This is a genomic window from Rhodobacteraceae bacterium D3-12 (assembly GCA_025916135.1).
Lineage (GTDB): Bacteria > Pseudomonadota > Alphaproteobacteria > Rhodobacterales > Rhodobacteraceae > JAKGBX01.
The window spans coordinates 3,824,224-3,850,555 of sequence record CP104793.1; the positions used below are offsets into that span (position 1 = coordinate 3,824,224).

Annotated in this window: 26 protein-coding genes, 1 tRNA gene and 1 pseudogene; 8 read left to right on the top strand and 20 right to left on the bottom strand. The window is 62.2% G+C overall.

What is annotated here, in order from left to right:
- Nucleotides 1-16: 16 nt before the first annotated feature.
- From N4R57_18875 to mscL, 3 genes are all read right to left on the bottom strand, one after another.
- Nucleotides 17-93: transfer RNA gene (locus N4R57_18875), tRNA-Met, on the bottom strand.
- A 243-nt stretch (nucleotides 94-336) separates the two neighbouring features.
- A complete protein-coding gene (locus N4R57_18880; GenBank protein ID UYV37006.1) occupies nucleotides 337-801 on the bottom strand; it encodes an SH3 domain-containing protein in 465 nt (154 codons plus the stop codon).
- A gap of 134 nt (nucleotides 802-935) precedes the next feature.
- Nucleotides 936-1,367, bottom strand: coding sequence for a large conductance mechanosensitive channel protein MscL (gene mscL / locus N4R57_18885; protein ID UYV37007.1), 432 nt, complete (start codon nucleotides 1,365-1,367; stop codon nucleotides 936-938).
- Nucleotides 1,368-1,519: 152 nt separating this feature from the next.
- On the opposite strand from mscL, the gene N4R57_18890 reads away from it, so the two are divergent.
- Nucleotides 1,520-2,218 carry a glutathione S-transferase N-terminal domain-containing protein gene (locus N4R57_18890; protein ID UYV37008.1) on the top strand — a complete coding sequence of 233 codons (699 nt, stop codon included), beginning with the start codon at nucleotides 1,520-1,522 and terminating at the stop codon, nucleotides 2,216-2,218.
- Between the two features lie 63 nt (nucleotides 2,219-2,281).
- Here the strand turns inward: N4R57_18890 and N4R57_18895 are convergent, their stop codons facing one another.
- Nucleotides 2,282-2,920: a pyridoxamine 5'-phosphate oxidase family protein gene (locus tag N4R57_18895; GenBank protein UYV37009.1), complete on the bottom strand. Its 639-nt coding sequence runs from the start codon at nucleotides 2,918-2,920 to the stop codon at nucleotides 2,282-2,284.
- Between the two features lie 71 nt (nucleotides 2,921-2,991).
- Here N4R57_18895 and N4R57_18900 point away from each other — a divergent pair, with 71 nt between their 5' ends.
- Nucleotides 2,992-4,434 carry a PLP-dependent aminotransferase family protein gene (locus N4R57_18900; protein UYV37010.1) on the top strand — a complete coding sequence of 481 codons (1,443 nt, stop codon included), beginning with the start codon at nucleotides 2,992-2,994 and terminating at the stop codon, nucleotides 4,432-4,434.
- A gap of 29 nt (nucleotides 4,435-4,463) precedes the next feature.
- Here the strand turns inward: N4R57_18900 and N4R57_18905 are convergent, their stop codons facing one another.
- From N4R57_18905 to pheS, 4 genes and pseudogenes are all read right to left on the bottom strand, one after another.
- A complete protein-coding gene (locus N4R57_18905; GenBank protein ID UYV37011.1) occupies nucleotides 4,464-4,913 on the bottom strand; it encodes a YtoQ family protein in 450 nt (149 codons plus the stop codon).
- A 46-nt stretch (nucleotides 4,914-4,959) separates the two neighbouring features.
- Nucleotides 4,960-7,355 (bottom strand): annotated as a pseudogene (pheT, locus tag N4R57_18910) (phenylalanine--tRNA ligase subunit beta).
- A gap of 9 nt (nucleotides 7,356-7,364) precedes the next feature.
- Nucleotides 7,365-7,643: a YrhK family protein gene (locus N4R57_18915; GenBank protein ID UYV37012.1), complete on the bottom strand. Its 279-nt coding sequence runs from the start codon at nucleotides 7,641-7,643 to the stop codon at nucleotides 7,365-7,367.
- A gap of 355 nt (nucleotides 7,644-7,998) precedes the next feature.
- Nucleotides 7,999-9,072 carry a phenylalanine--tRNA ligase subunit alpha gene (gene pheS / locus N4R57_18920; GenBank protein UYV37013.1) on the bottom strand — a complete coding sequence of 358 codons (1,074 nt, stop codon included), beginning with the start codon at nucleotides 9,070-9,072 and terminating at the stop codon, nucleotides 7,999-8,001.
- Nucleotides 9,073-9,207: 135 nt separating this feature from the next.
- On the opposite strand from pheS, the gene N4R57_18925 reads away from it, so the two are divergent.
- Complete coding sequence (locus N4R57_18925; GenBank protein UYV37014.1) at nucleotides 9,208-10,395, top strand: YbfB/YjiJ family MFS transporter; 1,188 nt, start codon at nucleotides 9,208-9,210, stop codon at nucleotides 10,393-10,395.
- A 57-nt stretch (nucleotides 10,396-10,452) separates the two neighbouring features.
- Here the strand turns inward: N4R57_18925 and N4R57_18930 are convergent, their stop codons facing one another.
- The 5 genes from N4R57_18930 to N4R57_18950 form a co-directional block, all read right to left on the bottom strand.
- Nucleotides 10,453-11,397, bottom strand: a complete 945-nt coding sequence (locus N4R57_18930) for a 3-hydroxyacyl-CoA dehydrogenase NAD-binding domain-containing protein (protein UYV37015.1) — start codon at nucleotides 11,395-11,397, stop codon at nucleotides 10,453-10,455.
- Between the two features lie 50 nt (nucleotides 11,398-11,447).
- On the bottom strand, nucleotides 11,448-12,863 hold the full coding sequence (locus tag N4R57_18935) for a TrkH family potassium uptake protein (protein ID UYV37016.1): 1,416 nt from the start codon (nucleotides 12,861-12,863) through the stop codon (nucleotides 11,448-11,450).
- A gap of 93 nt (nucleotides 12,864-12,956) precedes the next feature.
- On the bottom strand, nucleotides 12,957-13,319 hold the full coding sequence (gene rplT, locus N4R57_18940; protein UYV37017.1) for a 50S ribosomal protein L20: 363 nt from the start codon (nucleotides 13,317-13,319) through the stop codon (nucleotides 12,957-12,959).
- Nucleotides 13,320-13,332: 13 nt separating this feature from the next.
- Nucleotides 13,333-13,533: a 50S ribosomal protein L35 gene (gene rpmI / locus N4R57_18945; GenBank protein UYV37018.1), complete on the bottom strand. Its 201-nt coding sequence runs from the start codon at nucleotides 13,531-13,533 to the stop codon at nucleotides 13,333-13,335.
- Nucleotides 13,534-13,777: 244 nt separating this feature from the next.
- A complete protein-coding gene (locus N4R57_18950) occupies nucleotides 13,778-14,293 on the bottom strand; it encodes a DUF421 domain-containing protein (GenBank protein ID UYV37019.1) in 516 nt (171 codons plus the stop codon).
- Between the two features lie 500 nt (nucleotides 14,294-14,793).
- On the opposite strand from N4R57_18950, the gene N4R57_18955 reads away from it, so the two are divergent.
- Nucleotides 14,794-15,963: an amidohydrolase family protein gene (locus N4R57_18955; protein UYV37020.1), complete on the top strand. Its 1,170-nt coding sequence runs from the start codon at nucleotides 14,794-14,796 to the stop codon at nucleotides 15,961-15,963.
- 79 nt (nucleotides 15,964-16,042) lie between these two features.
- Here N4R57_18955 and N4R57_18960 read toward each other — a convergent pair whose 3' ends face one another.
- Complete coding sequence (locus tag N4R57_18960; protein ID UYV37021.1) at nucleotides 16,043-16,267, bottom strand: hypothetical protein; 225 nt, start codon at nucleotides 16,265-16,267, stop codon at nucleotides 16,043-16,045.
- Nucleotides 16,268-16,336: 69 nt separating this feature from the next.
- Nucleotides 16,337-17,782: a pyruvate kinase gene (pyk, locus tag N4R57_18965; GenBank protein UYV37022.1), complete on the bottom strand. Its 1,446-nt coding sequence runs from the start codon at nucleotides 17,780-17,782 to the stop codon at nucleotides 16,337-16,339.
- A gap of 181 nt (nucleotides 17,783-17,963) precedes the next feature.
- On the opposite strand from pyk, the gene N4R57_18970 reads away from it, so the two are divergent.
- From N4R57_18970 to N4R57_18980, 3 genes are all read left to right on the top strand, one after another.
- The gene (locus N4R57_18970; GenBank protein UYV37023.1) at nucleotides 17,964-18,704 is read left to right on the top strand and encodes an N-formylglutamate amidohydrolase; all 741 of its coding nucleotides are present in this window, start codon (nucleotides 17,964-17,966) and stop codon (nucleotides 18,702-18,704) included.
- Nucleotides 18,705-18,902: 198 nt separating this feature from the next.
- The gene (locus N4R57_18975) at nucleotides 18,903-19,220 is read left to right on the top strand and encodes a DUF1244 domain-containing protein (GenBank protein UYV37024.1); all 318 of its coding nucleotides are present in this window, start codon (nucleotides 18,903-18,905) and stop codon (nucleotides 19,218-19,220) included.
- A 177-nt stretch (nucleotides 19,221-19,397) separates the two neighbouring features.
- Nucleotides 19,398-20,195 (top strand): dioxygenase, encoded by a 798-nt coding sequence (locus tag N4R57_18980; protein UYV37025.1) that lies wholly within the window; start codon nucleotides 19,398-19,400, stop codon nucleotides 20,193-20,195.
- A gap of 97 nt (nucleotides 20,196-20,292) precedes the next feature.
- Here the strand turns inward: N4R57_18980 and N4R57_18985 are convergent, their stop codons facing one another.
- The 5 genes from N4R57_18985 to N4R57_19005 all read right to left on the bottom strand — a co-directional run bounded on the left by N4R57_18985 (nucleotide 20,293) and on the right by N4R57_19005 (nucleotide 25,001).
- Nucleotides 20,293-21,240 (bottom strand): alpha/beta fold hydrolase, encoded by a 948-nt coding sequence (locus tag N4R57_18985; GenBank protein UYV37026.1) that lies wholly within the window; start codon nucleotides 21,238-21,240, stop codon nucleotides 20,293-20,295.
- Nucleotides 21,241-21,400: 160 nt separating this feature from the next.
- Nucleotides 21,401-22,264, bottom strand: coding sequence for a D-amino-acid transaminase (locus N4R57_18990; GenBank protein UYV37027.1), 864 nt, complete (start codon nucleotides 22,262-22,264; stop codon nucleotides 21,401-21,403).
- Nucleotides 22,265-22,321: 57 nt separating this feature from the next.
- Entirely contained in the window at nucleotides 22,322-22,951 is a 630-nt protein-coding gene (locus N4R57_18995; GenBank protein UYV37028.1) for an exonuclease, read from the bottom strand.
- A gap of 4 nt (nucleotides 22,952-22,955) precedes the next feature.
- Complete coding sequence (locus tag N4R57_19000; protein UYV37029.1) at nucleotides 22,956-23,924, bottom strand: dipeptide epimerase; 969 nt, start codon at nucleotides 23,922-23,924, stop codon at nucleotides 22,956-22,958.
- A gap of 75 nt (nucleotides 23,925-23,999) precedes the next feature.
- The gene (locus N4R57_19005) at nucleotides 24,000-25,001 is read right to left on the bottom strand and encodes a DUF1611 domain-containing protein (protein UYV37030.1); all 1,002 of its coding nucleotides are present in this window, start codon (nucleotides 24,999-25,001) and stop codon (nucleotides 24,000-24,002) included.
- A gap of 344 nt (nucleotides 25,002-25,345) precedes the next feature.
- Between N4R57_19005 and N4R57_19010 the strand changes: the two genes are divergently transcribed.
- A complete protein-coding gene (locus tag N4R57_19010) occupies nucleotides 25,346-26,302 on the top strand; it encodes an L-malyl-CoA/beta-methylmalyl-CoA lyase (protein UYV37031.1) in 957 nt (318 codons plus the stop codon).
- The last annotated feature ends 30 nt before the right edge of the window (nucleotides 26,303-26,332 follow it).

Here is a 26,332-nt window from a genome sequence, read left to right on the forward strand (position 1 = left end):
GGGGGGAGAGTGTGTATGGTGGCGTGAGGTGGACTTGAACCACCGACCCCAGCATTATGAGTGCTGTGCTCTAACCAGCTGAGCTACCACGCCATTCACACGCCCGCCCGATTAGCCCCACTCGCCGCCCCTGTCAAACCGAAAATCCACCCGTGGCTTCATCTGACCGAAAATATCCCCGGGGGGTTTGGGGGGCTGGCCCCCTTAAGGTGGTGGGTCGGGGGCTGGCCCCCTTAAGGCGTGGGTTTGGGGGCTGGCCCCCCTAGAGCGGGGGGCCGGGGCGCCAGCCTCATACGCCAATCCAAAAAACCTGTGCGCCGCAGGCGCTCCTTTGGATCACTGCCTCAGGTATTTGGCAAATGCCCAACCCTGTGCGCCCGAAGAGTGGCGCACCCGGACCCAACTGCCTTTGCGTTCAAGAATGCGCACCCGGTCGCCATGATGCATCCGCCGCAGGATCTTGAAATCACCGCCCGGTCCGCTGCGCAGGTTCAAAAATCCGTCACCCGGCGAATACACCCGCCGTTGCAGCGTATTTGCCTTGGGCCGGACAAGATATTTGCTATAGGCCCAGCCCTCACGCCCGCTGGTCCGGTGGCGCACGCGCAGCCAGCCGCCCTTGGCCTCCAACACATCGACCTTGGCGCCATGGGTCATCCGGCGCACGATGTCATAGGAACTCCCCGGCCCGGTGCGCAGGTTGAGATAGCCATCACCGGGGCTGTTCACCCGCCGCATCTCGGCCTGCGCCGACACGGCCATCAAAACGAAAAACATGAGCGCGCTCAAAATTCGGATCATCTGAAATCTCCCGTCTGAAAATCAATGCCCGACCATAACATGCCGCCCCCGCTTGCACGCAAGGTTAAAGCCCGCGAAACGCAAAAAGGCCCGCCGTCTCGGGCGGGCCTTTCCATCAATACTGTCACCCAAGCTTACTTCTTGGCGAGCGCGTCGCGAATCTCGGCCAGAAGTTCCAGCTCGGTCGGCCCTGCCGGTGCCGCCTCTTCTGCGGGCTTCTCGGCTTCGGTTGCGGCTTTCGCCTTGTTCACCGATTTGACCAGCATGAACACAACCCATGCAATGATCAGGAAGTTGATCACGGCCATGATGAACGAGCCATAGGCAAACACTGCCGCGCCGCTTTCACGCGCCGCTTCAAGGCTCGCACCCTCGGCCACTTCACCGCTCAGAACGGCGTATTTGCTGGTGAAGTCAACGCCACCCATGAACAGCCCGATGATCGGGTTGATCAGGTCGTCGACCATTGATTTGACAATGGCGGTAAACGCCGCACCGATGATGATACCAACGGCCATGTCCATCACGTTGCCCTTCGCGATGAAATCCTTGAATTCTTTGAGCATAGTTACGTCCTCACTAATTGTCCCACTGCGCGGCGTTTGGTTTATTTTTGAACACCACCTGTTTAAAGATAGCACGTTCATACATCTTTCTACTTATGTATTTATGGGAATGAACCCCGGTTTTTCCCCCAAATGTGGCAATGGAGACTCAATTGAATTCACTCACCGATCACCCGATCAATTCCCGCTGGCCTGCACAGAATCCGACCGTGCTTCAGCTTTATTCGTTTCCCACGCCAAACGGCGTCAAAGCGTCGATCATGCTCGAAGAAACCGGCCTCGAGTATGAGGCGCACAAGGTCACCCTGTCGGATGCCGATGTGAAAAGCCCCGAGTTTCTGGCGCTCAATCCCAACAACAAAATCCCTGCGATCCTTGATCCGAACGGCCCCGATGGCACCCCGCTGGCACTGTTCGAAAGCGGCGCGATCCTGATCTATCTCGCGGAAAAGACCGGCAAGCTCCTCTCCTCCGATCCCGCCACGCGATACCAGACGATCCAATGGCTGATGTTTCAGATGGGCGGCATCGGCCCGATGTTCGGCCAACTCGGCTTCTTTTACAAATTCGCCGGCAGCGCGATCGAAGACAAACGCCCGGTTGAACGCTACATCGGCGAAACCAAGCGCCTGCTCGGTGTGCTTGACGGCGCTCTGGCGGGCAAAGACTGGATCATGGGCGAGTATTCCATCGCCGACATCGCCATCGCCCCTTGGATCCGCTCGCTGGATTTCTACGGCGCGAAAGAGACGGTGGGCTATGACAGCTTCAAAAACGTCACCGCCTATTTTGAGCGTTTCGCCGCCCGCCCCGCCGTGCAGCGCGGGCTGAATATTCCCCCGCGGGAGTGACCCGAAGGGTGAGGAGCCGGGCCAGCGCCCTTGACTCCGGGCTGTCATTGGCGCCCCCCCCCTTCACACCCCGAAATTGCGAATATGCGCCGGCATCTCGACCCCGTCGAGGTTTCGCTCATCCGGAACCGGCGGCAAAACCCGCGTCTCGACCGGAATCACCCCCGCCCAGATCGGCAGCGCGTAATCCTCTTCGTCGTCCACCGGCCCGCCGCTGCGCACCTTGGCGCTGGCCTCGTCGATCTTGAGACCAAGCACAGTGGTCGCTTTCACCTCCTGCGCCGTATTGGGCCTGAGCATCCCGGCCCGCCCCGGCCATAACCCGTTGATGAACCGGTTCAGCTTTTCCTCCTTGTCGGCATCGGCAACCTTGAACGCACGGCCAAACACCATCGCCGCGCGATAGTTGGCCGAATGGTGAAGCCCCGACCGTGCCATCACAAAGCCGTCCAAAACCGACACCGTCAAACACACCTCTGCACCTGCGCTTTTCCTAATCGCGCGGCTGGCCGACGAGCCGTGAAAGTAAACATGATCCCCTTCGCGCCACTGCAACGTCGGCGTGGCATAGGGCTTGCCATCAATCACATAGGCCACGGTGCACATGCTGGTCGCATCCAGAACCGCATGCACGGCCTCTGCATCATAGGCCCCGCGCTCATGGGCGCGGCGCAGGCGGGTTCGTTCGGTGGGCTGTGTCATTGGCGTGTTCCCTTGGCTGTTGGCATGACCTCTTGCTCCAATCGCACTACCCCGCTATTGGACTTATCCAAATGTCCACTTCATCACTTTCAGATCAGTCCAATTTGCAAAGCAGCTTTCAGGCGGCGCTCTTTGCCTTGTCGCTCGATCGTGCATCCGCGACGCCGCTCCATGCCCAGCTGACCGATGCGCTGCGCAAGCTGATCCTGTCGGGGCGCGCGCCGCTAGGGGCGCGCCTGCCGGCCTCGCGGATGCTCGCGGCGGAACTCTCGATCAGCAGGATGACCGCCACCACCGCGCTGGATCAGCTCACCGCCGAAGGCTACCTTGAGGCGCGAGCCGGCTCCGGCACCTTCGTGGCCGCCGATCTGCCCCATATCGCGCCGCCCCGGCCCGCCTTGGCCAACACCCCTCTGCCCAAGCCGCGCACCCCGCTGCCGTTCCACGCCGCGATCCCTGATCTTGCGCTCTTTCCGCACAAGCTCTGGGCGCGTCACCTTGAACGAGCGTGGCGGGCGCCCGATGCGGCCATGCTCGCCCTGCCCGATCCCGCCGGATACGCGCCCCTGCGCCGCGCGATCACCGAACACCTGTCAGCGTGGCGCGGGATGGAGGTCGAGCCGCAACAGGTCATCCTTACCTCTGGCGCGGCCGAGGCGTTTGAACTGGTCGCACGCAGCCTCCTTGCCCCCGGCGATACGGTGCTGACCGAAGACCCCGGCTTTCCCCCGATGCGTCAAGCGATGCAGATGACCGGCCTTGCGCCCTTGGCCCAGCCGGTTGACGAAGACGGCTTTGACATCGCCACCGCCGCCAGCCGCGCCCCTGATGCGCGCGCCGCGCTTGTCACGCCCTCGCGGCACTACCCGCTCGGCCTGACCCTGCCGCTCAGCCGCCGCTTGGCGCTGATCGACTGGGCACAAGAGCGGGATGCGCTGATTATCGAAGACGACTACGACAGCGAATTCCGCTATGTCGGCCAACCGCTGCCCGCGCTTGCGGCGCTCGATCATGGCGGGCGGGTGTTTTACATCGGCTCGTTCTCGAAACTGCTCAGCCCGGCGTTGCGGCTGGCCTATCTCGTGGTGCCGCGCCGCCGGTTAGAAGCGGTAGAGCGCACAATGGGCAGCTTTCGTCATACCGCCTCGATGGTGCCGCAACCGGCACTGGCGAACTTCATGCAAAGCGGTGAATTCGCGGTCCACCTGCGGCGGATGCGGCGGATATATGCGCGGCGGCAAAAGGCGCTTCTGGCGTCGCTTGCCCGTCACCTGCCGGATCACCTCGTGGCGCAATCCGAACCCTCTGGCATGCATATCGTTGCGCGCCCCGGCCCCGCGCTCACCCGCCCGGATACCGAGATCAGCACGCTTGCCGCCAACAACGGGCTGACGCTGCGCGCGCTCTCTCCCTATTTCGAAAGCAACCCGCAACAGGGCTTCATCATGGGCTTTGCCGGCTTCGACGAAAGCACGCTGGAAAGCGCCGTCAAACGCCTCGCCGCGCTACTTTGAAGGGCGCGTGCACGCAGGCACCAACCCGATCACCCCGGCAATCCGCCGGTCAGAACATAGCGCAGGATCTCAACCACCTGCCCCGGTTCCCGCGCCACGGCCAGCGCGGCTGCGTCCACCTCTTTCAACGCGTGATCATGCTCGGGCATCTGCAAGACGATCAACGACTTGCCCAACGCCGCCGCATAGCCCGCGTCAAACGCCGCGTTCCACTGGCGGTATTTCTCGCCAAAGCGCACCACAACCACATCCGCATCGGCAATCCCCTTGCGGGTGCGGATCGCGTTGACCATCGCGCCCTTGTGGTCATGCCAGTATTTGTTCTCTTCGCCGCCCAAAATCGCCACGCCGCAATCATCCGACGCGCCATGATCCGTCACCGGCGCGAAAAACTCCACGTCCAGCCCTTCGGCCCCGCCGATGATTTGCTCACGCCAATCCGTGTGAATTTCGCCTGAAAGATAAACCTTGAGTGTCATCAACCTAATTCCTTTTGCGTAGGGTGGGGTTTCACCCCACCACCCGTCAGCCGCGCAACACGCTGCCTGTAGCCTTGCTCACCTTCTCGACGATCTTGGCACCGACGGCTTCGATATCGGCATCCTTCAACGTCTTGTCGCTTGGTTGCAACCGCACCGTGATCGCGAGCGATTTTTTGCCCTCGCCCAGCGATCCGCCGATGAATTCGTCAAATACCCGCACGTTCTCGATCAATGCCTTGTCCGCACCGGCGGCGGCATTGACCAGCGTCAACGCCTCGACCGCCTCGTCCACGACAAAGGCGAAATCGCGCTCGACCGCCTGAAGGTCAGACGCATTCAGCGCCGGACGTGCCGTCGCCTTGCGCCGTGCGGCGGGCACCTCTTCGGGCCAGAGGGTAAAGGCCACAGCCGGGCCTTTCACATCCATCGCGGCCAGAACCTTGGGGTGGACCTCGCCAAAGGTGCCCAGCACCTTTTTCGGCCCCAAACAAATCCGCCCGTGCCGCCCCGGATGCCACCATTCGGCTCCGTCACGCAGGATCTGCACCTTGGCCGGTGCGCCAATCGCGGCCAGCACCGCCTCGGCGTCGGCCTTGGCGTCATAAACGTCGACATCACGCGCCGCGCCGTGCACGTCCTTGGGCGATGTCCGCCCGACCAGCAGCCCGCAAATCTGCACATGCTGCTCTTCCGGCTCGCCGCCATGAAACGCCGGACCCACCTCGAACAGGCCAAAGTTCCCCTGCCCGCGCGCCTGATTGCGTGCGGCGGCCTGCAGCAGACCGGGCAAAAGATCGGGGCGCATGTGGCTCATCTCGCTGGAAATCGGGTTCTCCAGCATGGTGACGTCGGTGCCGCCGCCGAACAACGCGGCGCTGGCCTGATCAATGAACGAATAGGTCACGCATTCGTTGTAGCCCAGCTGCGCACAGGCCCGCTTGGCCGCCTGTTCGCGGCGTTGCAACGGGGTCAGGATCGGGCGCGGCACACCATCCTGCACGCGCCGCATCGGCTTGCCTTCCAGCTTGGTCAGAGAGGCAACCCGCGCCACCTCTTCCACCAGATCGGCCTCGCCCATCACATCGGGGCGCCAGCTCGGCACATGCGCCATGTTCCCTTCCAGCTTGAATCCCAGCTTGGTCAGCGTCTGGCGCTGCTCGCTCTCTGGAATTTCCATCCCCACAAGCGAGATCACCCGCGCCGGGTCCAGCTTGAACGCACGCGCCGTATTGGGCACCTCGCCGGCGGTCACAACGCTCGACGCTTCTCCACCGCACAGGTCGAGAATCATCTGCGTCGCCAGCTCGATCGCGGGCATGTTGAACTCGGGGTCAATGCCGCGCTCGTTGCGATAGCGCGCGTCCGAATTGATCTTGAGCGCGCGGCCCGTGTAAGCGATCTGCACGTGGTTCCACACCGCCGCCTCAAGAAAGACATTGGTCGTCTCACCGGTACAACCCGTGGCCAGCCCGCCCATGATCCCGCCGATCGATTCAACACCCGCATCGTCGGAAATCACCACTTGCCCTTCGCTGAAGGTGTATTCCTTCTCATCCAAGCCAACGAGGGTCTCGCCCCCTTGGCGCGGTGAATGCGCAAATCGCCCTGCACCTTGTCGGCATCGAACACATGCAGCGGGCGGTTCTGGTCAAAGGTGAAGAAATTCGTCACATCGACCAGCGCCGAAATGGGCCGCAAGCCAATCGCCCGCAACCGATCCTGAAGCCACTGCGGGCTTGGCCCGTTGGTGACATTGCGGATCAACCGCCCGGCGAACACATAACAGCCGTCGCTCGTGTCCTCATCAATGCTCACCTTGATCGGACAGGGGAACTCCCCCTCGACATGCGCGCTCTTGGCCGGTTTCAACGTGCCCAGACCCCGCGCCGCCAGATCACGCGCAATGCCGCGCACGCCCAGCGCATCCTGCCGGTTCGGCGTGATCGCGATGTCGATGACCGGATCGACCTTGGCCGGCTCATTCGCCGCCAGCCAGTCGACGAACCGCTCGCCCACTTCGCCGCTCGGCAGCTCGATGATGCCGTCATGCTCGTCAGAAAGCTCAAGCTCACGCTCGCTCGCCATCATGCCGTGGCTTTCCACGCCGCGGATTTTCCCGACAGACAGCGTTACGTCGATGCCCGGCACATAATCGCCCGGCTTGGCCAGAACCACCGTAATGCCTTCCCGTGCATTGGGCGCGCCGCAAACGATCTGCTTTTCGCCTTCGTCGGTTTCAACCGTGCAGACGCGCAAACGGTCCGCATCCGGGTGCTGCTCGGCCGATGTGACCTTGGCCAGCGTAAAGCTGGACAGCCGGTCCAACGGATTGATGATCTCTTCGACCTCAAGCCCGAGATCGGTCAGCGCCTCGGCGATCGCATCGACCGAAGCAGTGGTTTCAAGGTGATCCTTGAGCCAGGAGAGGGTGAATTTCATGTTGGACCCCTAGTTGAGCTTGGCGGCGACATCATCGTAATCGCCCATCCGCAAAAGTTTGATTTCACGCCACAGCCGGATCGTCGGCTTGAGCGCGAAAAAGATCGAGCCGATCAGGAACAGCCATGTCCCCGACACTTGCAGGCTCTCGAAGAAGAAAAACACCGACCCGACGACAAACAACGCCGCCGCCGCGAAATCCACCGCCGTATAGGCGACCTCGGTCAGCGCATAGAACCGGCGCTGTTCGGGCGTGTGGTCCGAGCGGGGGGTGTGGAAGAGTTTCATGGCTCTACTTCCTGTTTCTATCTGTTTTTCTCTGTGTTTTCATTGCTTTAACCCAGAAAAATTCGTATAATTAGCTCTAGAAGAAGCCTTCGAAACAGATAGGAAAGGAATTGAACGATGGGTTGGAATGCTCGGGATCTCTTCACAAAGCGATTCGCTGATTTTATGATTAAAATCAACCGCTTGCGCGAATTTTTGAACCAGCAACCGGGAACCGGGTCCTTCGCCTTCGGCTCAGTCGCTCGCAAACAACTCGCGACCCGGTTCCCGGTTGCTACTTTTAACCCATATCTAGACGCTCTTGTCAACCCGCCACTACATATTGTGTAAAGGAGTGGCTTTCGAGCAACTTCCCTCACCGCGACAACCCCCCATGCAGGTTCGGCTGATCCAAGCTCGCAAAGCCATAATTCCTGAGCCAGCGCAGGTCTGAATCAAAGAACGCCCGCAAATCCGGTATCCCGTATTTCAGCATCGCGATCCGGTCGATCCCCATGCCAAAGGCAAAGCCCTGATACTCATCCGGGTCGATCCCGCCAGAGCGCAGCACATGCGGATGCACCATGCCCGAGCCGAGCACCTCCATCCAGTCGTCGCCCTCGCCGATACGCAGCTGCCCATCGACCCACGAGCATTGAATATCCACCTCGGCCGATGGCTCGGTGAAGGGGAAATGCGAGGCGCGGAAGCGGGTCTTGATCCCGTCGATTTCAAAGAAGGCCGAGAAGAACTCCTCAAGCACCCATTTCAGGTTCGCCATCGAGATGTCCTTGTCCAGCGCCAGCCCCTCGATCTGGTGGAACATCGGGGTGTGCGTCTGGTCATAATCGGCGCGATAAACACGACCCGGACAGATGATGCGAATGGGCGCGCCCTGTCCCAACATCGAGCGGATCTGGACCGGAGAGGTATGGGTGCGCAGCACATGCGGCGGACGGTTGTCGCCCTCTTCGCGGTGCATGTAGAACGTGTCCATCTCGGCGCGGGCCGGATGGTGGCTGGGGATGTTCAGCGCGTCGAAATTGTGCCAGTCGCTCTCCACCTGCGGCCCCTCGGCCACGGCAAAGCCCATGTCGGCGAAGATCGCGGTGACTTCCTCTGTCACTTGGGAAATCGGGTGGATCGTGCCAACCCGCCGGTCGCGCGCAGGCAATGTCACGTCCAGCCACTCAGCGCGCAGGCGTTCATCCAGCAACACATCGGCCAGCGCCTCTTTCTTGGCGACCAAAGCCGAGTTGATCTCGTCCTTGAGATGGTTGAGCTTTGGCCCCATGATCTGCCGCTCTTCCGGCGTCATCTTGCCCAGCTCGCGCATTTTCAGGGAAATCTCGCCCTTCTTGCCCACGGCCTGCACACGCAGGTCTTCCAATGCGGTCTCGTCGCCCGCTTCGGCAATCAAGCCAATGTATTTCTGTCTCAGATCGTCCATCCGACCCTCCGGGAATAAGTTGAGCATGTGCTAGCCACCCAAGGCCATGATTGCAAGCCAATGCGCCGCTTTCATAGGGATTGCAGCGCCCCGATTGGCGTGACAAGCTCTGCCTGAATTGCAAAGGCCGCTGAAATGACCCCCGCTCCTGCCTCTCCTGCGCGTCCTTGGCTGGTGCTGGCCGGGCTGGCGCTTGGGTTGACCGTGACCAACGGGTTTGCGCGCTTTGCCTATGGGCTTTTGCTGCCCGCGATGAAGGCCGAGCTGGACTGGACCTATGCCCAGGCCGGGTGGCTCAATACCGCGAATGCGCTTGGCTATATTCTTGGGGCGGTGCTGACCATGGGGTTGATCGGGCGGGTCGGGCCGACGCGGCTCTTTGTGTTCGGCTTGCTGACCACGACTGTCACGCTTCTGGCGACCGGGCTTTACACCGCGCTCTGGTGGCAAACGCTCTGGCGGGTGCTGGCCGGGGTGTTCGGGGCGATGTCGTTCTCCACCGCAGGGGCGCTGGCGGCACAGCTGTTCCAGAACGATGCGCGGCGCAATGCCTTGGCGATTGCCTTGCTGTTCGGGTCTGGCGGCGGGCTGGGGATCGTGCTGGCCGGGGCGGCCTTGCCCTTGATGCTTGGCGTTTATGGCAACGGCGCATGGCCCTATGGCTGGGTGCTGATCGGGCTGGTCAGCCTTGCCGTTCTGCCGCTTGGCCTGTGGTCCGCAACACAGATCACCCCGCCGAAACCCGGTGCAACGCGCCCCGCCCCCCTGCCGATCCGCGCCATGTTGGGAGAGCTGGGTGGCTATGCCTGTTTCGGCATGGGCTATATCGTCTACCTCACGTTCCTCTCCGCTTGGATGAGCGAGCAATCCGCAGAGCCGTGGTTCATCGCCTTGGTCTGGGTGGTGCTCGGCTCTTGCATCTTTGTCTCGCCGGTCCTGTGGCGGCCCGTGCTGGCGCGGCACGCATCGGGGCGACCGCTGGCGTTGATCCTCACCGGCATCGCGGTCGGCTCGGCCCTGCCCGTGCTGGTGCCGGGCGGCGCGGCGCTGATCCTGTCGGCCACCATCTTTGGCCTATGCGTGTTCATGCCGCCGGGCGCAGTGACCAGCTTCACGCGCCAAAACCTCGGCCCCGAAAGCTGGGGCGCGGCGATCAGTTTTTATACCGTGGTCTTTGCCATCGCCCAAACCGCCGGCCCCTATGCTGCCGGGCTTCTGGGCGATCTGTCGGGCAACATCGGCCATGGGCTTTTGGTGGCGGCTGCTGTGTTGTTGCTGGGCAGCGGGCTGGCCATGCTGCAAAAACCGCTGGCGGAGGGCTAAGGCGCGGATCGCGACCGCAGGCGGGGAAACCCCGTAACCCGCCTCGTTATGCAGCCCCTACTCCGTCTCGCCGCCAATCCGCCCCTTCAGCCGCAACAACCCGACAAGCCCTTCATCGCGCAGCCGCTTCAAGTCTCCCTCGCCCAGACCGGCCAGCATCCCCTCGACCTCATCCACCAGCGTCGCGCTCACCTCGTCGCTGAGCACCGGATCACCCAGTTCGGCCCAACGCGCTGCCTGTGTTGGGCCCAAATGCGCCATATAGTGTCGAAATCCGCCATCGCCCCCGCCAAGATGATAGGTCGCAAACGGCCCCATCAAGGCCCAGCGCAACCCCGGCCCGAACGCCATCGCCCGGTCAACATCTCCGGCACTGGCATAGCCCTCGCTGACCAAATGCACCGCCTCGCGAAACACGGCCGAGGTCAGGCGGTTCGCCACATGCCCGACCACATCGCGCTTCAAGGTGATCACCTCACGCCCGATGCGCGTGTAAAACGCCGCCGCCCGCGCCATGGCCTCGGCATCTGTCGCCTTGCCGGGGACCAGTTCGACCAAGGGGATCAAATGCGGCGGATTGAACGGATGCGCCACCAAAACACGGCCCGGATGCACCGCTTGGGCCTGAATATCGCTCGCCAATAGCGAAGAGGTTGAGGAGGCGATCAACGCCGCCTCTGGCGCGCCCGCCTCGATCTCGGCCAGAATGGCGCGCTTTGCGTCAATCCGGTCCGGCCCGCATTCCTGCACCAGATCGACACCCTCGCAGGCCGCGCCAATCGTCGTGGCAAAGCGCAGCCGCTCCTGTGGCACCGGCCCCTGCGCCATGCCCAACCGCTCAAGATCGGGCCAGGCCGCCGCCACAGCATCCCGCACCCGCGCCTCGACCCCCTCGGCCACGTCCTGCACCGTCACGCGCATCCCATGCGCCAGAAACAGCGCGGCCCAGCTTTGCCCGATCAGCCCGCCACCGATCACCGCTATGCGCGTTATATCTGCCATTCTCGCCCCCTTTTGCCGCGACCATGCGATGTCACATCACGCCCGACGCGTCAAAACGCGCGCCAGAATTTCACGCTGAACAAAACATATACCGTGAACATCTCCAATCGCCCGACATACATGCCGAACGCCAACAGCAGCTTGGACAGCGGATCAAGCGGCGCGAAATTCCCCGCAGGCCCGATCACATCCCCCACGCCCGGCCCGACATTGGCCAATGCAGTCAGCGCTCCGCTCAGCGCCGTTTGGAAATCCAACCCGCACAGCGCAAGAGCGGCCGCCAAGACACCCACGCTCAACAGGAAAAAGGCAAAGAACGCCGCGACACCCAACTGCACATCATCAGGCACCACCCGCCCCTCATAGCGCAGCCGGATCACCCGATGCGGCGCGCGTATCTGCCTGATCCCGATCGACAGCGCCCGAAACAGGATGATCCAGCGCATCGCCTTCACCCCGCCCGCGGTCGATCCGGTGCACCCGCCTATCGCGATGAGAAAGAAAAACACCGCCGCGGCGAACGGCCCCCATTGCAGGAAATCCTCGGTGGCATAGCCGGTCGTGGTGACAACCGAAATGACGTTGAACGCCACGGTGCGCAGCGCGTCCTCTGGCGCGCGTCCGGTGCTCAGCATCAACCAGATCGCAAGCCCGCCAATCACCAGCGCGAGTGTTTTGAGCAGGAAAACGACCTGCTCGCTGCGCAGCGGCCCGCGTTGCGTGGCCTTGATATACCACGCAAACGGCAATCCGCCGAGCAGCATGAACAGCACACAGGCCCATTGCAGGAACCGGCTCTCGAAATGCCCGAAAGACGCGTCGTAATTCGAAAAGCCACCGGTCGAAAGCGTGGTCAGCGCATGGGTCACCGCGTCAAACCCGCCCATACCGCCCAGATGATACACCAGACCGCACAACAGGATCAGCCCAAGGTAAACCAGCAACGTCGCGCCCGCAAAACGCGGCACGCTCGTCAGCATCTTGTCCTCGGTGTCCGAACTTTCGGTCCGAAACAATTGCATCCCGCCCGTGCGCAGGAACGGCAACAATGCCATGCCGGTCACGATAAAACCGACCCCGCCCAGCGCCTGCAACAGCGCCCGCCACATCAGGATACCTTTGGGCGTGTCTTCCAGCCCCGACAACACCGTCGCCCCGGTCGTGGTCAGCCCCGAGAAACTCTCGAACACCGCATCCACCGGCGAAATCTGCCACAGGAATAGCGGCAGCGCGCCGTAAACCCCGGCGCCAAGCCATATGGTCGACGTGATCAGAAACGCCTGATTCCGGCTAAGCGCGGGCACCGACCGCCAGCTCAATAAGACCAACGCACCCCCGAGCGCGCCCAGCATAAGAAACGCCTCGAAGAACTCTTTTCGGGTCGCCGGGAACAGCAGCGCATCAAGCCCCATGAACATCGCGAAAAGCAACATCATGGCGGCATTCGCAAGAACCAATATGCTCACGCATTTTGCCTTTGTGCCGGAAAGCAAAAAAGCCGCTGGATCATGATGACCAGCGGCTTTCAAATTCGTTCAGGGCCATGTCTGGCCGGGCCGTCAGGCCAGCGCGGCTTTCGCCTGATTGACGATCGCGCCAAACGCTTCCGGCTCATGCACGGCCAGATCGGCCAGCACTTTACGGTCCACTTCGATCCCGGCAAGGCCCAGACCGTTGATGAAACGCGAGTATGTCAACGCCTCGTCGTGGCTACGCACGGCTGCGTTGATCCGCTGGATCCACAGCGCGCGGAAATTCCGCTTGCGGTTCTTACGGTCGCGTGTGGCGTATTGGTTGGCCTTATCTACGGCCTGACGTGCAACCTTGAAGGTGTTCTTGCGACGGCCATAGTAACCCTTGGCTGCCTTAACGACCTTCTTGTGACGTGCGTGCGTGGTGGTTCCGCCTTTAACTCTCGACATATCCTACCCTCCCTTAACGCGAATACGGCATCATGCTCTTGACGATCTTCTCGTCAGGAGCGCTCAGCGTGGTTGTGCCGCGTGCATTGCGGAGGAATTTGTTGGTACGTTTGATCATGCCGTGGCGCTTGCCGGCCTGTCCGGCCAGAACGCGGCCCTTGGCCGTCACCTTGAACCGCTTTTTGCAGCTCGATTTCGTCTTCATCTTGGGCATTTCCGTCTCCTTGATCTTCGGGTCGGTTTGCGCGCGACTCGGCATGCCTCTTAGGCCGGCCACGCGGTTCAGAGGGGCGATATACGAGGCACCTCGCGATATTGCAAGGAGTTTTGCATCCTGAGCCGACCCCAAACAGGCGTTTCCCGCACGGCCCGGAGGGGAGGCCACCTTCGCATCGCCGCCCGCACCACGCGCGGCTCACACCGGATAGCGGGCTCAGGCGCCGGTTTTCACCCCGTTTTCACACCGTTTTCACGCCGGCAAGAAGACCATCGTCCAATCCCTCGCCGTGCAGCACCGAAATGTCGCCCGTGGATTCCAGAACAATGGCGCGAACGTCGCTAACGTGCAGAACATTTGCCTCGCGCAGTTTAGCGACAATATCGCTGCGGGTCGTGCGGGTCCGGGTCAGCGCGTCCTCCTGAAACACACCATCGCGCATCAGCAAGGTCGGCGTGTTGCCGATCACCCCTTCAAAGTCGTCACGACGGGAGCGGGTGCGGGACACCGCGTATTGAATCCCAAGAAGCGCCGAGATGGCGATCAAAGCCTGCGCCAAACCGCTCCATTCCGTCGCTTGCACGCATCCCGCCAGAAGCGAGCCGATGGCAACAGTGGTGACAAAGTCAAACGACGTCATCTTTGAGAAGGCGCGCAAGCCAATCACCCGCACACAAATCACCACCCAAGTCAGGCCGATAACGGCCAGCAATGTGCCGCGCAAAACAACGTCGAGAGCGGTCATATCAGTGAACATCAATTCCCTTTCTGGAGTTTGGCACGCTGGCAACCGCGACGGGCGAGCGCTCCACAGAAGCATCGGGCCTCTGCGGGCATCCGGCTGCCTGTCTCGCTGGCCCAAGGCATCAAGACTCCTAACATTCGTCAGATCAACGCCCGACAGGACGGTTTGTTCCAAGGGCGCGTGATCTGGCCTGCTGATCTGACCTGTTTCGCGCCCCCTGCGAAAGCCCGCTGCCCCGCAAACTCTCGCATCTGAACTCTGCCTCTTTTGCGGGCATTTCGCCCCCAACCGCAACCTCTGCCGAGGTGGCACCACCGATCCGCCCGTCGCCGCGTTTCACCAACATCAATGGGCCGCACGCGCCGCAACGCCCCTTCCAAGCGGCAAAACCCGCCCGCCCTCCGGCGCAGCGAACTCTTGACATTTTGCCCGATTTGGCGGGTTATTAATGTTAGTACACTATCAATTAATCTCGGTCCCGACCGACCAAAGACATCAAAAAGGAACCTCCGATGGCCGACGTCAAGAAAGACACACCCGAACCGGGTCGCACCCTGATCCGCAACATTGGCTTGCTTTTGACCGGAGACCTCGACGCGCCGATCGCAGACAGCGACTGCCTGTTGATCGAAGACGGCGTGATCGTCGGGCTGGAATCGGGCGACGCGGACCGCACCATCGACGCCGCCGGTTCGGCCATCGCGCCGGGGCTGATCGACGGGCATTGCCATCCGGTGTTCGGCGACTGGACCCCGCGCCAGAGCCAGACCGGCTGGATCGAAATGAACGTCAACGGCGGCGTGACCAGCTTCATCTCTGCCGGCGAAGTCCACCTGCCGGGCCGCCCGAAAGATGCCGAAGGCGTCAAGGCGCTGGCGATGGTCGCCCAGCGTTGCTTTGAAAATTTCCGCCCCGTCGGAGCCAAGGTGCTGGCCGGTGCGCCCGTGCCCGAGCTTGATTTCGACCGCGACTTCTATGTCGGCCTGAAAGAGGCCGGGATCCGCCACATCGGAGAGATCGGCCTCGGCACAGTTGCCAAAGGCCCCGACGCCGCGCGGGTGACCGCATGGTGCCGCGAGCTGGGGATCGAAACGATCATGCACACGGGCGGCCCCTCCATTGCCGGCTCGCACCACGTCACCGAAGAAGACGTGCTCGAAGCCCAGCCCGACGTGATCAGCCACATCAACGGCGGCCCGACCTCGATCCCGCACGAGGCGATCCGCAGCCTGTGCCGCAACGCCACCGGCGCGCTGGAAGCGGTCCACAACGGCAACGAAAAATCCGCGATTGTCGCCATGGAAGCCGCGCTGGCCGAAGGGCGGCTCGCGGATTTCCTGATCGGCACGGACGCCCCCGCCGGCTCTGGCGTGCAACCCAACGGGATGTTGCGCATGGCGACATTGCTGGCCAGCATCGGCGGCCTGCCTGCGGAACAGGCCTGGTGTTGCGGCAGCGGCAATGTCACGCGCAAACGCGGGCTCGATCAGGGCATTCTCGAAGCCGGACGCCCCGCCGATATCGTCTTTATGGACCGGCCCAGCGGCTCGGAAGGCGATACCGTGCTGGGTGCCATGGCGATGGGCAACATTCCGGGCATCGCTGCGGTGATGATCGACGGCAAGATGCGCACAGGCCGGTCGCGCTCGACACCGCCTGCCGCCCGCATTCCGGCAAACTGAGGCGCAACCGCTCTATTGCGTGTTGAAGATTGAAATCATGGTGCCCCGGCCTCCGGGCCGGGTCGCCACGGTAGCGGGATCAGTTCACGAAACGCCCGACCACCTTGACCACCACATTCGGCACTTGGTCAATCTTGTAGCCACCCGGTTTCTGCGTCATCGCCCAGGCCAAAAGCCCGCCGCTGATGATCAACGTAATCGCCGCCACCCTTGGCGTGCGGCGTTCCGCAAAAGAAGACACAATGGCGGGAATCGAAAACACCCCGACGACAAGCCCGATCACCAATGCCAGATCATGATCCATAACTGCTGCCCCTGCACTAACCCGAAAAATACTGATTAAACGGTTTCTTATACTGAAACTGGGGGCAGTTTACTCTGGATCAGAGGCAAAAATCAAACTTTCATCACAGGGCGCCACGCGCAGAATATTGGTGGTTCCCGGCTGGTTGAACGGCACGCCGGCAATCACAACGATCTGGTCGCTGGTGTCGGCATAGCCATGCACCCGCGCCGCGCGGGCGGAATTCACCACCGCCTGCTTAAACCGCTGCAATTCGCCCGTCATGATGCAATTCGTGCCCCAGCTCAGCGCCAACCGCCGCGCCGTGCCGCGCAGGCTCGTCATGGCGATGATCGGCACCCGCGGACGCTCGCGGGCAATCAACAACCCGGTGGTGCCGGATTGGGTAAAGCAACAGATCACCTTGATCTCGGTCGTCTCTGCGATCTCGCGCGCGGCGGCGACGATGCCATCGGCCACACTTGTGCGCTCGGCCCGGCGCGAGGCTTCGATGATATCGCGATAGTTTTCGTCCTGCTCGACCTCTTCGGCCACGTTGTTCATCGTCGTGACCGCCTCGACCGGATACTCCCCGGCGGCGGATTCCGCCGACAACATCACCGCATCCGCGCCCTCGTAAATGGCATTGGCCACGTCGCTGACTTCGGCGCGGGTCGGCATCGGGCTCTCGATCATGCTTTCCAGCATCTGGGTCGCCACGATCACCGGCTTTGCCGCCGCGCGGCACTTGCGCACCAGACGCTTCTGGATCGGCGGCACGTTCTGCACAGGAAGCTCGACCCCCAGATCGCCACGCGCCACCATGATCCCGTCGGACACGGCGAGGATTTCGTCAAAACACGTCACCGCCGAGGGCTTCTCGATCTTCGACAGAACCGCCGCCCGCCCATCCGCCAGCGTTCTGGCCTCGATCACATCCTCGGCCCGCTGCACAAACGACAGCGCCAGCCAGTCGACCCCCAGATCACAGGCAAATTCCAGATCCTTGCGGTCTTTCTCGGACAGCGCAGCAAGCGGCAACACCACATCCGGCACATTCACCCCCTTGCGGTTGGAAATCGTGCCCCCCGTGACCACCACGCATTCGGCGAAATCGCTGCCACAGCTTTCCACCCGCAGGCGGATCTTGCCGTCGTTCACCAACAGGTTCGACCCGACCTCCAAAGCCGCAAAAATCTCGGGATGGGGAAGGCAAACCCGGCTCACATCGCCCTCGGCCTCGTTCAGATCAAGCCGGAAGGCCGCGCCCTCCTGCAACTCTTCCTCGCCATTGGCAAAGGCCCCAACGCGCAGCTTCGGCCCCTGCAAATCCGCCAGAATCGCGATCGGGCTGTCCAATTCGCGCTCGATATCGCGGATAATCCGGTGGCGCTCGCGCATCTCGTCATGGGTGCCGTGGCTCATGTTCAACCGGAACACATCCGCCCCGGCCTCATGCAGCGCCTTGATCATCTCATAATCATCCGATGCCGGGCCCAGCGTGGCCACGATCTTCACATTGCGATGTCGTCTCATATCCTGCCCAATCCTTGCGCTTGTCCGGTGGTCTTATCCGGTGGTCTTATCCGGCTGTTCGGCGCATCTGCACCGCACGGTTCCCTAAAACATAGCATCATGCTGCAATTGCACAATTCACTTCCCGGCCACGTCGCGGCAAAACTTGCCTTCATCACTGCCGCATGAGAATGAAGTACAAATGACAGAACAAGCATTCGAAATCCACGGAGAGTCGCGCGATTCGCGTTGGCTCATCACTTGCGATCACGCCTCGAACATCGTGCCCCCTTCGGTGAACGGTGGCGATCTGGGCCTGCCGCCATCGGAAATGGGCCGCCACATCGCCTATGACCTCGGCGCTGCCGAAGTCACCCGCGCGCTGGCCGACCTGATGAACGCGCCGGCGGTGCTGTCTCGGTTCTCGCGACTGGTGATTGATCCCAATCGCGGGGCCGATGATCCGACCCTGATCATGAAGCTTTACGACGGCACCCTGATCCCCGCCAACCGCCACATCACCGAGGCCGAGGCAGCACGGCGGCTCGACGCTTTCTGGCGGCCCTATCACGACGCTTACGAGGCGCTGGCCGCGCGGCGTGACGACACCGCTCTGGTCGCGATCCACAGCTTTTCGCCCAAGCTCAACGGTCGCGCCCCGCGCCCGTGGCAGATCGGCATTCTGCATGCTGGCGAAAGCTCGTTCGGTCCGGCGCTCATCGAACGTCTGCAACGTGAACCCGACCTCTGCGTTGGCGATAACGAACCCTACGCCGGCCACCTCCCCGGTGATGCGATCGACCAGCACGGGCTGCAAACGCCGCGGCCCAACGTGTTGATCGAACTGCGCCACGACGTGATCGAAACCGCCGAGCAACAAAACGCATGGGCAAGGCGGCTCGCCCCGATCCTGACCGAAGTGCTGGCCGACACCGGCTTGTAAGCCCCCGCACGGAGCCAAGGCCGCAGGCCGCCCATTGCCGACAGGCGATTTTGCCAAAGCAAAATCTGCCGAGAGGGGGCAGCGCCTGCCCGTTCCGGCGGGCACCGCACGTCTTGCTCTCTGCCGCACAGCCCCCCAATTGTCCCCCCCGCCATTTTCCGCCACACTCCCCCCGACACTTGCCAAAGGAGCCTGACCATGGACGACGCCACCCGCACCGAAATCGAAGCCGCCGCCTTTCGCCGCCTGCGCAAGCACCTGATGGAGGACCGCCCCGATGTGCAAAACATCGACCTGATGAACCTCGGCGGCTTCTGCCGCAACTGCCTCTCGCGCTGGTATCAGGAAGCGGCCAATGAACGCGGCATCGAAATGGACAAAGCCCAAGCGCGCGAAATCTACTACGGCATGCCCTTCGACGACTGGAAAGCCCAGAACCAAACCGAAGCAAGCCCCGCCAAACAGGCCGAATTCGAAACCGCCTTCCGCGAAAACGTGCTCAACGAAAAGGGATAAGCGCAGCTCTCAAAACCGGACCTCCACCCGTAGGGCGGGGTTTCACCCCGCCACGCTCGGCGCATTAGCCCCCTCCACATTCTGCGCGTTTTTGCACCAAACCTGTTCGCTCAACCCCCTATCCATCACGCCCGCACAGGCCTATCTTTCTTTCAACCCGATCGAAGGACCAACCCCATGACCCGTATGCCGACCTATTTCATCTCCCACGGTGGTGGCCCGTGGCCGTGGATTCCCGACATGCGCCGCGCCTTTGCTCCGCTGGAAGCCTCGTTCAAACGCCTGCCCTCCGAGTTGCCCGCGCCACCCAAGGCGGTGCTGATGATCTCGGGCCATTGGGAAGAGCAAGACGCCTTCGCGGTGATGCACTCGGCCAATCCGCCAATGGTCTATGACTATTCCAACTTCCCGCCCCACACGTACGAGGTCACCTACCCCGCCCCCGGCGCCCCGGCGCTGGCCGAACGTGTCGCGGCGATGATCGACGCCGCAGGCCTGCCGACCCGGCTGGATGACACGATCGGCTATGACCACGGCACCTTCGTTCCCATGGCAATCCTCTGGCCCAACGCCGACATCCCCCTGTTTCAGGTCTCGATGCGCTCGACCTACGCCCCGGACGAGCACATCGCCCTCGGACGCGCCCTCGCGCCGCTGCGGGACCAAGGCGTGCTGATCATCGGCTCGGGCCTGTCCTACCACAACCTGCGCGAATTCGGCCCCCGCGCTCAGGTGCCCTCGGACGCCTTCGACACTTGGCTCAATACCACGCTCGCCCTGCCCGCCCCGGACCGCACGGCAAGGCTGATGGATTGGGAAAGCGCGCCCTACGCCCGCGACTGCCACACGAGAGAGGACCACCTCGTGCCACTCTTCTCGGCCCTCGGCGCGGCCGAAGATGACACGGCCACACGCACCTATCATGACACAATGATCTTTGGCGGCGTCACCGCCTCAAGCTGGCGCTTCGGCTGATCCATATAACGCCGCGCTTTTGCAGCCGCGGGGTGGGTGGGCGGGAGCGGATGCAAAAGCGCGTCCCGCCACAACCGGCAACCAAAGCGCCCGCAGGCTATGCCCGCCGCTGCGCCGCGATCTTGCGCACAAACGCAGTGCATTCCTTGGCCGCAGTGATCGGCAGCATATGCCCCCGCCCCTCCAGCGTGTCATAGCTTAGCCCGAAGCCCTGCATCACTTCGCCCTGCGACGCCGGGTCCAGCAACCCATCCTCGGCGGCATATAAAACCCCACCGGGCACAGACAGCTCGCCATAGCGCGCCTGCTGCTCTTGCAAAGACGGCAATACCGCCACCGCATCTCTCGAGCTTGTCACAAACCCTTTCGGGCGAAGCCCCAGCGCCGCGCCGCCCCGGCTTAGAAAATCGGTGCGCGGACGCTCCGGCGCGAACACCGCCGCCAAAACCTCTTCGGTCGTGCGTTTGGCCATCGGCACGGCAATCGTCGCGCCCATCACCTTGCGAAGCCAGTCCGGCGAGACCATCAACGGTTTGAACACCTCGCCCATGCCCTCAACCGCATGGGTCGCGGGCGACAAAAGCGCAATCGCGCCCGTGCCGTCGGGCCGCTGCAGCGCCATGTTCAACACCACCGCCCCGCCCAGAGAATGCCCAACCAGAACCGGCTTTTCGACCTCCAATTGATCCAGCAATTCCCAGATCATCCGCGCCTGTTCGGACAGCGGCGATTGCGCATCACTGTCGCGGCGGGAATAACCGCATCCGGGCCGGTCCAGAGCAATCACCCGATGCTCCAGCGCCAGATCCTCGATCATGCCATAATCGAAATGCTGCAACTGGCCGCTGATCCCGTGGATCAACACCACCGGCGTGCCATTGGCCTTGCCCACGTCGATGTGGTGAATGCTGCCGCCCGCCACTTCGGCCAGCTTGCCACGCTGCGGCACCATCGCCTCGGCCTGGCGCGCCTGCCTTTGCGTGCTGACCAGAAGCATCACAATGACCGCCACCAGCACCAGCACTAAAATCATCAAAATCGTCATGCACTATCCCTTTTGAAGGAAAGTAAACGGCAGGCATTACGCCTTCTTCAAGAAATTTCTCGCAAATCGGGACATTTCGCGGCAGCAATCGCCGCTCGGCGCGCCCGCTGGGCGGGGACACCCCCACCCAGCGACCGCATCATCCCGCCATAGCGCCGGCTCAGATCGCGGCGTTACGGCTTTCTTCCAGATAAATCTCGCGCAGACGCTTGGCCACCGGGCCCGGCGTGCCATCGCCAAGGGCGGCGCCATCAATCTCGACCACCGGAAACACAAACGTGCTGGCCGAGGTCACAAATGCCTCGTCCGCCGCCTTGGCTTCCTCGATGGTAAAGGGGCGCTCCTCAACCTGCATCTGTGCCTCGCGGGCAAACCGCAAAACGGCGGCGCGGGTGATCCCGTGCAAAATATCGTTCGAAAGCTGGCGCGTGATAATCTTGCCGCCCTTCACGATATAGGCGTTGTTCGATGTGCCCTCGGTCACCTTGCCGTCCTCAATCAGCCACGCATCGTCACAGCCCGCTTTCTTCGCCGCCATCTTGCCCATCGACGGGTAAAGCAGCTGAACCGTTTTGATGTCGCGCCGACCCCAACGGATATCCTCGATCGAGATCACCTTGATCCCTTTCTTGGCCGCCGGATTATCGGCCAGCCCCGGCTTGCTCTGTGTGAACAGAACCAGCGTCGGCTTGACCACTTCGGGGTCGGGAAAGACGAAATCGCGGTCACCCGCCGACCCGCGCGACACCTGAAGGTAAATCATCCCCTCGTCGATGTCGTTCACCCGCACCAATTCGCGGTGAATCTCCAACAGATCGTCAAACGCTTCGGGCTTTTGCATGTCCAACTCGGTCAACGAACGCTCCAGACGCGCCACATGTCCCTCAAAGTCGATCAGCTTGCCACCCAGCACGCTCGTCACTTCGTAAACCCCGTCCGCCATCAAAAACGACCGGTCAAAGATCGAGATTTTGGCGTCTTCCTCGGGAAGGTATTCTCCGTTGACGTATACTGTGCGGCTCATCGGCTTGGCTCCTTGGGCAATCGTGTTATCGGTTCATCGGGCGGCGCTGCGCAAAGGTCAAGCCGCGCCGCGTTGGTCTTGGTCAAAATCTTTGGCGCTCAAGCGCCCCTGCTCAAGGAAGTGACGCAAAACATAGGCCACAGACTGCGCATCCCCCAAGGCGTCATGCGCCTTGGCTCCCCCGTCATCGACACCGAAATGCGCACACAGCGTGTTCGAGCGCAGGGTGACAACCTCGTCCCTCGCGATCCCCGCCGTGACCAGCAAGCGCACGGCATTGCCGAATTGCGTGGCCGGAACGGGCGGCGCGATCCCGGCAAGGTAACAGGAAATCCCAAGCGCAAAAATCTCGTCATTGCCCCAGGCCCAGATCATGTCCTCACCGGCAAATTCCGCCAGCCCACGCAGCGCCGGGTCAAGCGCGACACCCTCGCGCGCAACCCGCGCATCGCTGATCCCGGTCAGCTTGGTAAACAGCGGCGACAACGGCCAAACCGCGCCATGCCGGTCCCGCGGGATCACCACCTGCTCATGGGTCTCAAGCAGCGGGAAATCCCCCTCAAGGCCCAGCCGTACAGCACCGATCTGAACCAGCACCGGGTCCGGGTCATCCGGCCCGCACCAAAACCGCTGCGGCGCCCCCGCATCAGTCAGGAACTCAACATCCCATACAATCGCGGTTTTCATGCGCCTATCCCCACAAATCCGCGACAGGCGGATGCACCCCGGCCTCGTCAAACATCAACGGATGCTCGCGATCCTCGGCCAACAACAGCGGCCCGTCCAGATCGGTCACCATCACGCCCTGCGCCAACAAGGTCGCCGGAGCCATCGCCAACGAAGACCCGACCATGCAGCCGACCATAAGCTTGTAGCCTTGCGCCAGCGCCGCCTCTTTCAGCGCCAAACCCTCGGTCAAGCCGCCGGTCTTGTCGAGCTTGATGTTCACAACATCATACTTGCCCTTCAGCGCGGGCAAAGACGCCCGATCATGCGCGCTTTCATCGGCACAGACCGGCACAGGCCGCTCCATCCCGATCAACGCCTCATCATCGCCTGCGGGCAACGGCTGCTCAACCAATGCCACACCCAAGCGCACCAGATGCGGCGCAAGATCGGCATAAACCTCGGCGGACCACCCCTCGTTGGCATCCACAATAATGGTCGATTTCGGCGCACCCGCACGCACGGCCTCCAAACGGGGCATGTCATCCGGCGTGCCCAGCTTGATCTTGAGCAACGGGCGAAACGCATTCTCCGCCGCCTGCGCCTGCATCTTCTCGGGCGTGTCGAGCGACAGCGTATAAGCGGTGATCTCCGGCCCCGGCGGGGTCGACAACCCGGCCAGCTCCCACGCCCGAACCCCGGCCTTCTTGGCCTCAAGATCCCACAGCGCACAATCCACCGCATTGCGCGCCGCGCCCGCTGGCAACATCCCTTGCAGGCTTTCCCGCGTGATCGGGCCGCTCAATCCTTCGATCTCGGCTGTCACACTCTCCAACGTCTCGCCATAGCGCGCATAGGGCACACACTCACCCCAACCCGAGATAAACCCGTCCGACACCCTAACCGTCAGCACTTTGGCCTCGGTCCGACTGCCCCGCGAAATGGTAAAAACCTGCGCCAGCTTGAACGTATCCGGTGTCACCGTGATCTGCACAGCGCCCCTCCCCTTCATCTTGCTCAAAATACTCCCGCCGGAGGCTCCGGCGGGTCGCTTCGGGCTCCTCAGCCCTCAGATAGCCAGCAACGCATCCACCAGCTTGCCGGCACCATAACGGAACGGATCGGTGGTCGGCAGCCCCATATCGGCCTCAACCTCGGCCAGATAGGCTTTCGCCTCTGCGTCCGGCATATGCTGCGTGTTGACCGAAATGCCGACAACCTGACACGCCGGGTTCGCCACCTGCGCCAAGGTCAGCGCCACATCGCGCAACGCGGCAAGCGTTGGCTGCTGGTATTCGGGCAAGCCGCGCATGTGCTCGCGCGTCGGCTCATGGGCAAGGATCAACGCATCCAGCTGGCCGCCATGGATCAACGCCATCGTCACACCGGAATAGGACACGTGGAACAGGCTGCCCTGCCCCTCGATATGATCCCAATGATCCGCGTCATTGTCCGGCGTCAGATATTCCACCGACCCGGCCATGAAATCGGCAATCACCGCATCCAGCGGCACACCATTGCCGGTGATCAGAATGCCGGTCTGTCCGGTCGCACGAAAGCTCGACTTCAGCCCGCGTTTCTTCATCTCGGCGTCCATGCACAGCCCGGTATACATCTTGCCAACCGAACAATCGGTGCCCACGGCAAGCACCCGCTTGCCGCTGCGCTTCTTGCCATTGGCAATCGGGTATTCCACCGACGGGATGCGCACATCATGCAGCACCCGACCCGTTGCCTCGGCCACCGCCACAAGGTCCGGCTCGTCGCGCAAAAGGTTGTGCAACCCGCTGGCAAGGTCAAAGCCCTCTTCCAGCGCCATCACCAGCACTTTTTTCCACTCGGGGCTAATCACGCCACCCCGGTTCGCCACGCCGATCACCAGCGTTTTGGCACCGGCGGCCTTGGCCTCGGCCAGATCCATATCGGTCAGCCCCAGATCGGCCTTGCAGCCGTCCATGCGGAACTGCCCCACGGCATTGTCCGGGCGCCAGTCCTTGATGCCTTGCGCCACTTTCGCGGCCAGTTGGTCAGGCGCATCGCCCAGAAACAGCAGGTAAGGTGTCTTGATCATGGCAGCGGCCTTTCAGTTGCGCGTGTCTTTTCCCGCCCGCGAGGGTCGGGGATTTCGCACCGGAGAGGCTTGCAAACTCCGCCTGATCCCGCGAGGAGAAAGCAGAATATTCGCCTGACACCGAAATTCATCGAAGATTCTTCGAACCGCTCAGCGAATGGGCAGTTTTTCAACACCTCCCGCCGCGAAAAGCATCAATTCTCGCGCGCGGCTTGTTTTTAAGGGGATTCACGAAACTCTTGCCGCCTCGACGCTCCCGAAACGCGCTTGCGGCATCTCCCGCAATTTAATAACGCTTTCCCCCAAGAGTTTCGCAATATTCTAACCATCAAAAGGTGCCCGACATGTCCTTTCACAAACAACCCCTTGCTCCCGCTCGCCCCAACCGCTGCCAACTCTTCGGCCCCGGCTCGCGCACGGCCCTGTTCGAAAAGATGGCCGCCAGCGCCGCGGATGTGATCAACCTCGACCTCGAAGACAGCGTCGCCCCTGATGACAAAGACACGGCCCGCAAGAACATCATCGAAGCCACCCATGATGTGGATTGGGGCAACAAATACCTTTCGGTTCGGATCAACGGGCTCGACACGCCGCATTGGTACAAGGACGTCGTCGAACTGCTCGAAAACGCGTCGGACCGGCTGGATCAAATCATGATCCCGATGGTGGGCAACGCCGCCGACATCTATGCCGTTGACGCGCTGGTCACCGCGATCGAAGCTGCCAAAGGGCGCAAGAAAAAGATCAGCTTCGAAGTCATCATCGAAACCGCTGCCGGCCTCGCCCATGTCGAGGAAATCGCCGCCGCCTCGCCGCGCTTGCAAGCGATGAGCCTCGGCTACGCCGATTTTGCCGCGTCGATGGGCATGGCCACCACCGGGATCGGTGGCACGCAAGAGGCCTATTACATGGTCCACGAAGGGCAAACGCACTTCCCCGACCCGTGGCACTATGCGATCTCCGCAATCGTCGCCGCCTGCCGCACCCATGGTGTGCTGCCGGTTGACGGCCCGTTCGGCGACTTCTCCGATGATGCGGCCTATACCGCCCAAGCCAAACGCGCCGCGACGCTGGGCATGGTCGGCAAATGGGCGATCCACCCCAAACAGGTCGCCCTCGCCAACGAGGTCTACACCCCCTCGGCCGAAGCCGTCGCCGAAGCCCGCGAGATCCTCGCCGCGATGGAAGAGGCCCAGAAAAACGGCCTCGGTGCCACCACCTACAAAGGCAAGCTGATCGACATCGCCTCGATGAAACAGGCCGAAGTGATTGTGCGCATGGCCGAACTGGTCCAAGGCTGACCGCGGTGGGTGCGTGCATGCGCGCACCCC

What these genes read in the sequence shown, in the direction of transcription:
- mscL (UYV37007.1), bottom strand. Translation starts at nt 1,367, where the DNA reads ATGCTCAAAGAATTCAAGGATTTCATCGCGAAGGGCAACGTGATGGAC.
- N4R57_19010 (UYV37031.1), top strand. Translation starts at nt 25,346, where the DNA reads ATGTCCTTTCACAAACAACCCCTTGCTCCCGCTCGCCCCAACCGCTGC.
- N4R57_18915 (UYV37012.1), bottom strand. Translation starts at nt 7,643, where the DNA reads ATGAAACTCTTCCACACCCCCCGCTCGGACCACACGCCCGAACAGCGC.
- N4R57_18955 (UYV37020.1), top strand. Translation starts at nt 14,794, where the DNA reads ATGGCCGACGTCAAGAAAGACACACCCGAACCGGGTCGCACCCTGATC.
- N4R57_18975 (UYV37024.1), top strand. Translation starts at nt 18,903, where the DNA reads ATGGACGACGCCACCCGCACCGAAATCGAAGCCGCCGCCTTTCGCCGC.
- rplT (UYV37017.1), bottom strand. Translation starts at nt 13,319, where the DNA reads ATGTCGAGAGTTAAAGGCGGAACCACCACGCACGCACGTCACAAGAAG.
- N4R57_18995 (UYV37028.1), bottom strand. Translation starts at nt 22,951, where the DNA reads ATGAAAACCGCGATTGTATGGGATGTTGAGTTCCTGACTGATGCGGGG.
- N4R57_18960 (UYV37021.1), bottom strand. Translation starts at nt 16,267, where the DNA reads ATGGATCATGATCTGGCATTGGTGATCGGGCTTGTCGTCGGGGTGTTT.
- N4R57_18990 (UYV37027.1), bottom strand. Translation starts at nt 22,264, where the DNA reads ATGAGCCGCACAGTATACGTCAACGGAGAATACCTTCCCGAGGAAGAC.
- pyk (UYV37022.1), bottom strand. Translation starts at nt 17,782, where the DNA reads ATGAGACGACATCGCAATGTGAAGATCGTGGCCACGCTGGGCCCGGCA.
- N4R57_18980 (UYV37025.1), top strand. Translation starts at nt 19,398, where the DNA reads ATGACCCGTATGCCGACCTATTTCATCTCCCACGGTGGTGGCCCGTGG.
- N4R57_18880 (UYV37006.1), bottom strand. Translation starts at nt 801, where the DNA reads ATGATCCGAATTTTGAGCGCGCTCATGTTTTTCGTTTTGATGGCCGTG.
- N4R57_18930 (UYV37015.1), bottom strand. Translation starts at nt 11,397, where the DNA reads ATGGCAGATATAACGCGCATAGCGGTGATCGGTGGCGGGCTGATCGGG.
- N4R57_18905 (UYV37011.1), bottom strand. Translation starts at nt 4,913, where the DNA reads ATGACACTCAAGGTTTATCTTTCAGGCGAAATTCACACGGATTGGCGT.
- rpmI (UYV37018.1), bottom strand. Translation starts at nt 13,533, where the DNA reads ATGCCCAAGATGAAGACGAAATCGAGCTGCAAAAAGCGGTTCAAGGTG.
- N4R57_18900 (UYV37010.1), top strand. Translation starts at nt 2,992, where the DNA reads ATGTCCACTTCATCACTTTCAGATCAGTCCAATTTGCAAAGCAGCTTT.
- pheS (UYV37013.1), bottom strand. Translation starts at nt 9,072, where the DNA reads ATGGACGATCTGAGACAGAAATACATTGGCTTGATTGCCGAAGCGGGC.
- N4R57_19005 (UYV37030.1), bottom strand. Translation starts at nt 25,001, where the DNA reads ATGATCAAGACACCTTACCTGCTGTTTCTGGGCGATGCGCCTGACCAA.
- N4R57_18950 (UYV37019.1), bottom strand. Translation starts at nt 14,293, where the DNA reads ATGTTCACTGATATGACCGCTCTCGACGTTGTTTTGCGCGGCACATTG.
- N4R57_18925 (UYV37014.1), top strand. Translation starts at nt 9,208, where the DNA reads ATGACCCCCGCTCCTGCCTCTCCTGCGCGTCCTTGGCTGGTGCTGGCC.
- N4R57_18895 (UYV37009.1), bottom strand. Translation starts at nt 2,920, where the DNA reads ATGACACAGCCCACCGAACGAACCCGCCTGCGCCGCGCCCATGAGCGC.
- N4R57_18985 (UYV37026.1), bottom strand. Translation starts at nt 21,240, where the DNA reads ATGACGATTTTGATGATTTTAGTGCTGGTGCTGGTGGCGGTCATTGTG.
- N4R57_18970 (UYV37023.1), top strand. Translation starts at nt 17,964, where the DNA reads ATGACAGAACAAGCATTCGAAATCCACGGAGAGTCGCGCGATTCGCGT.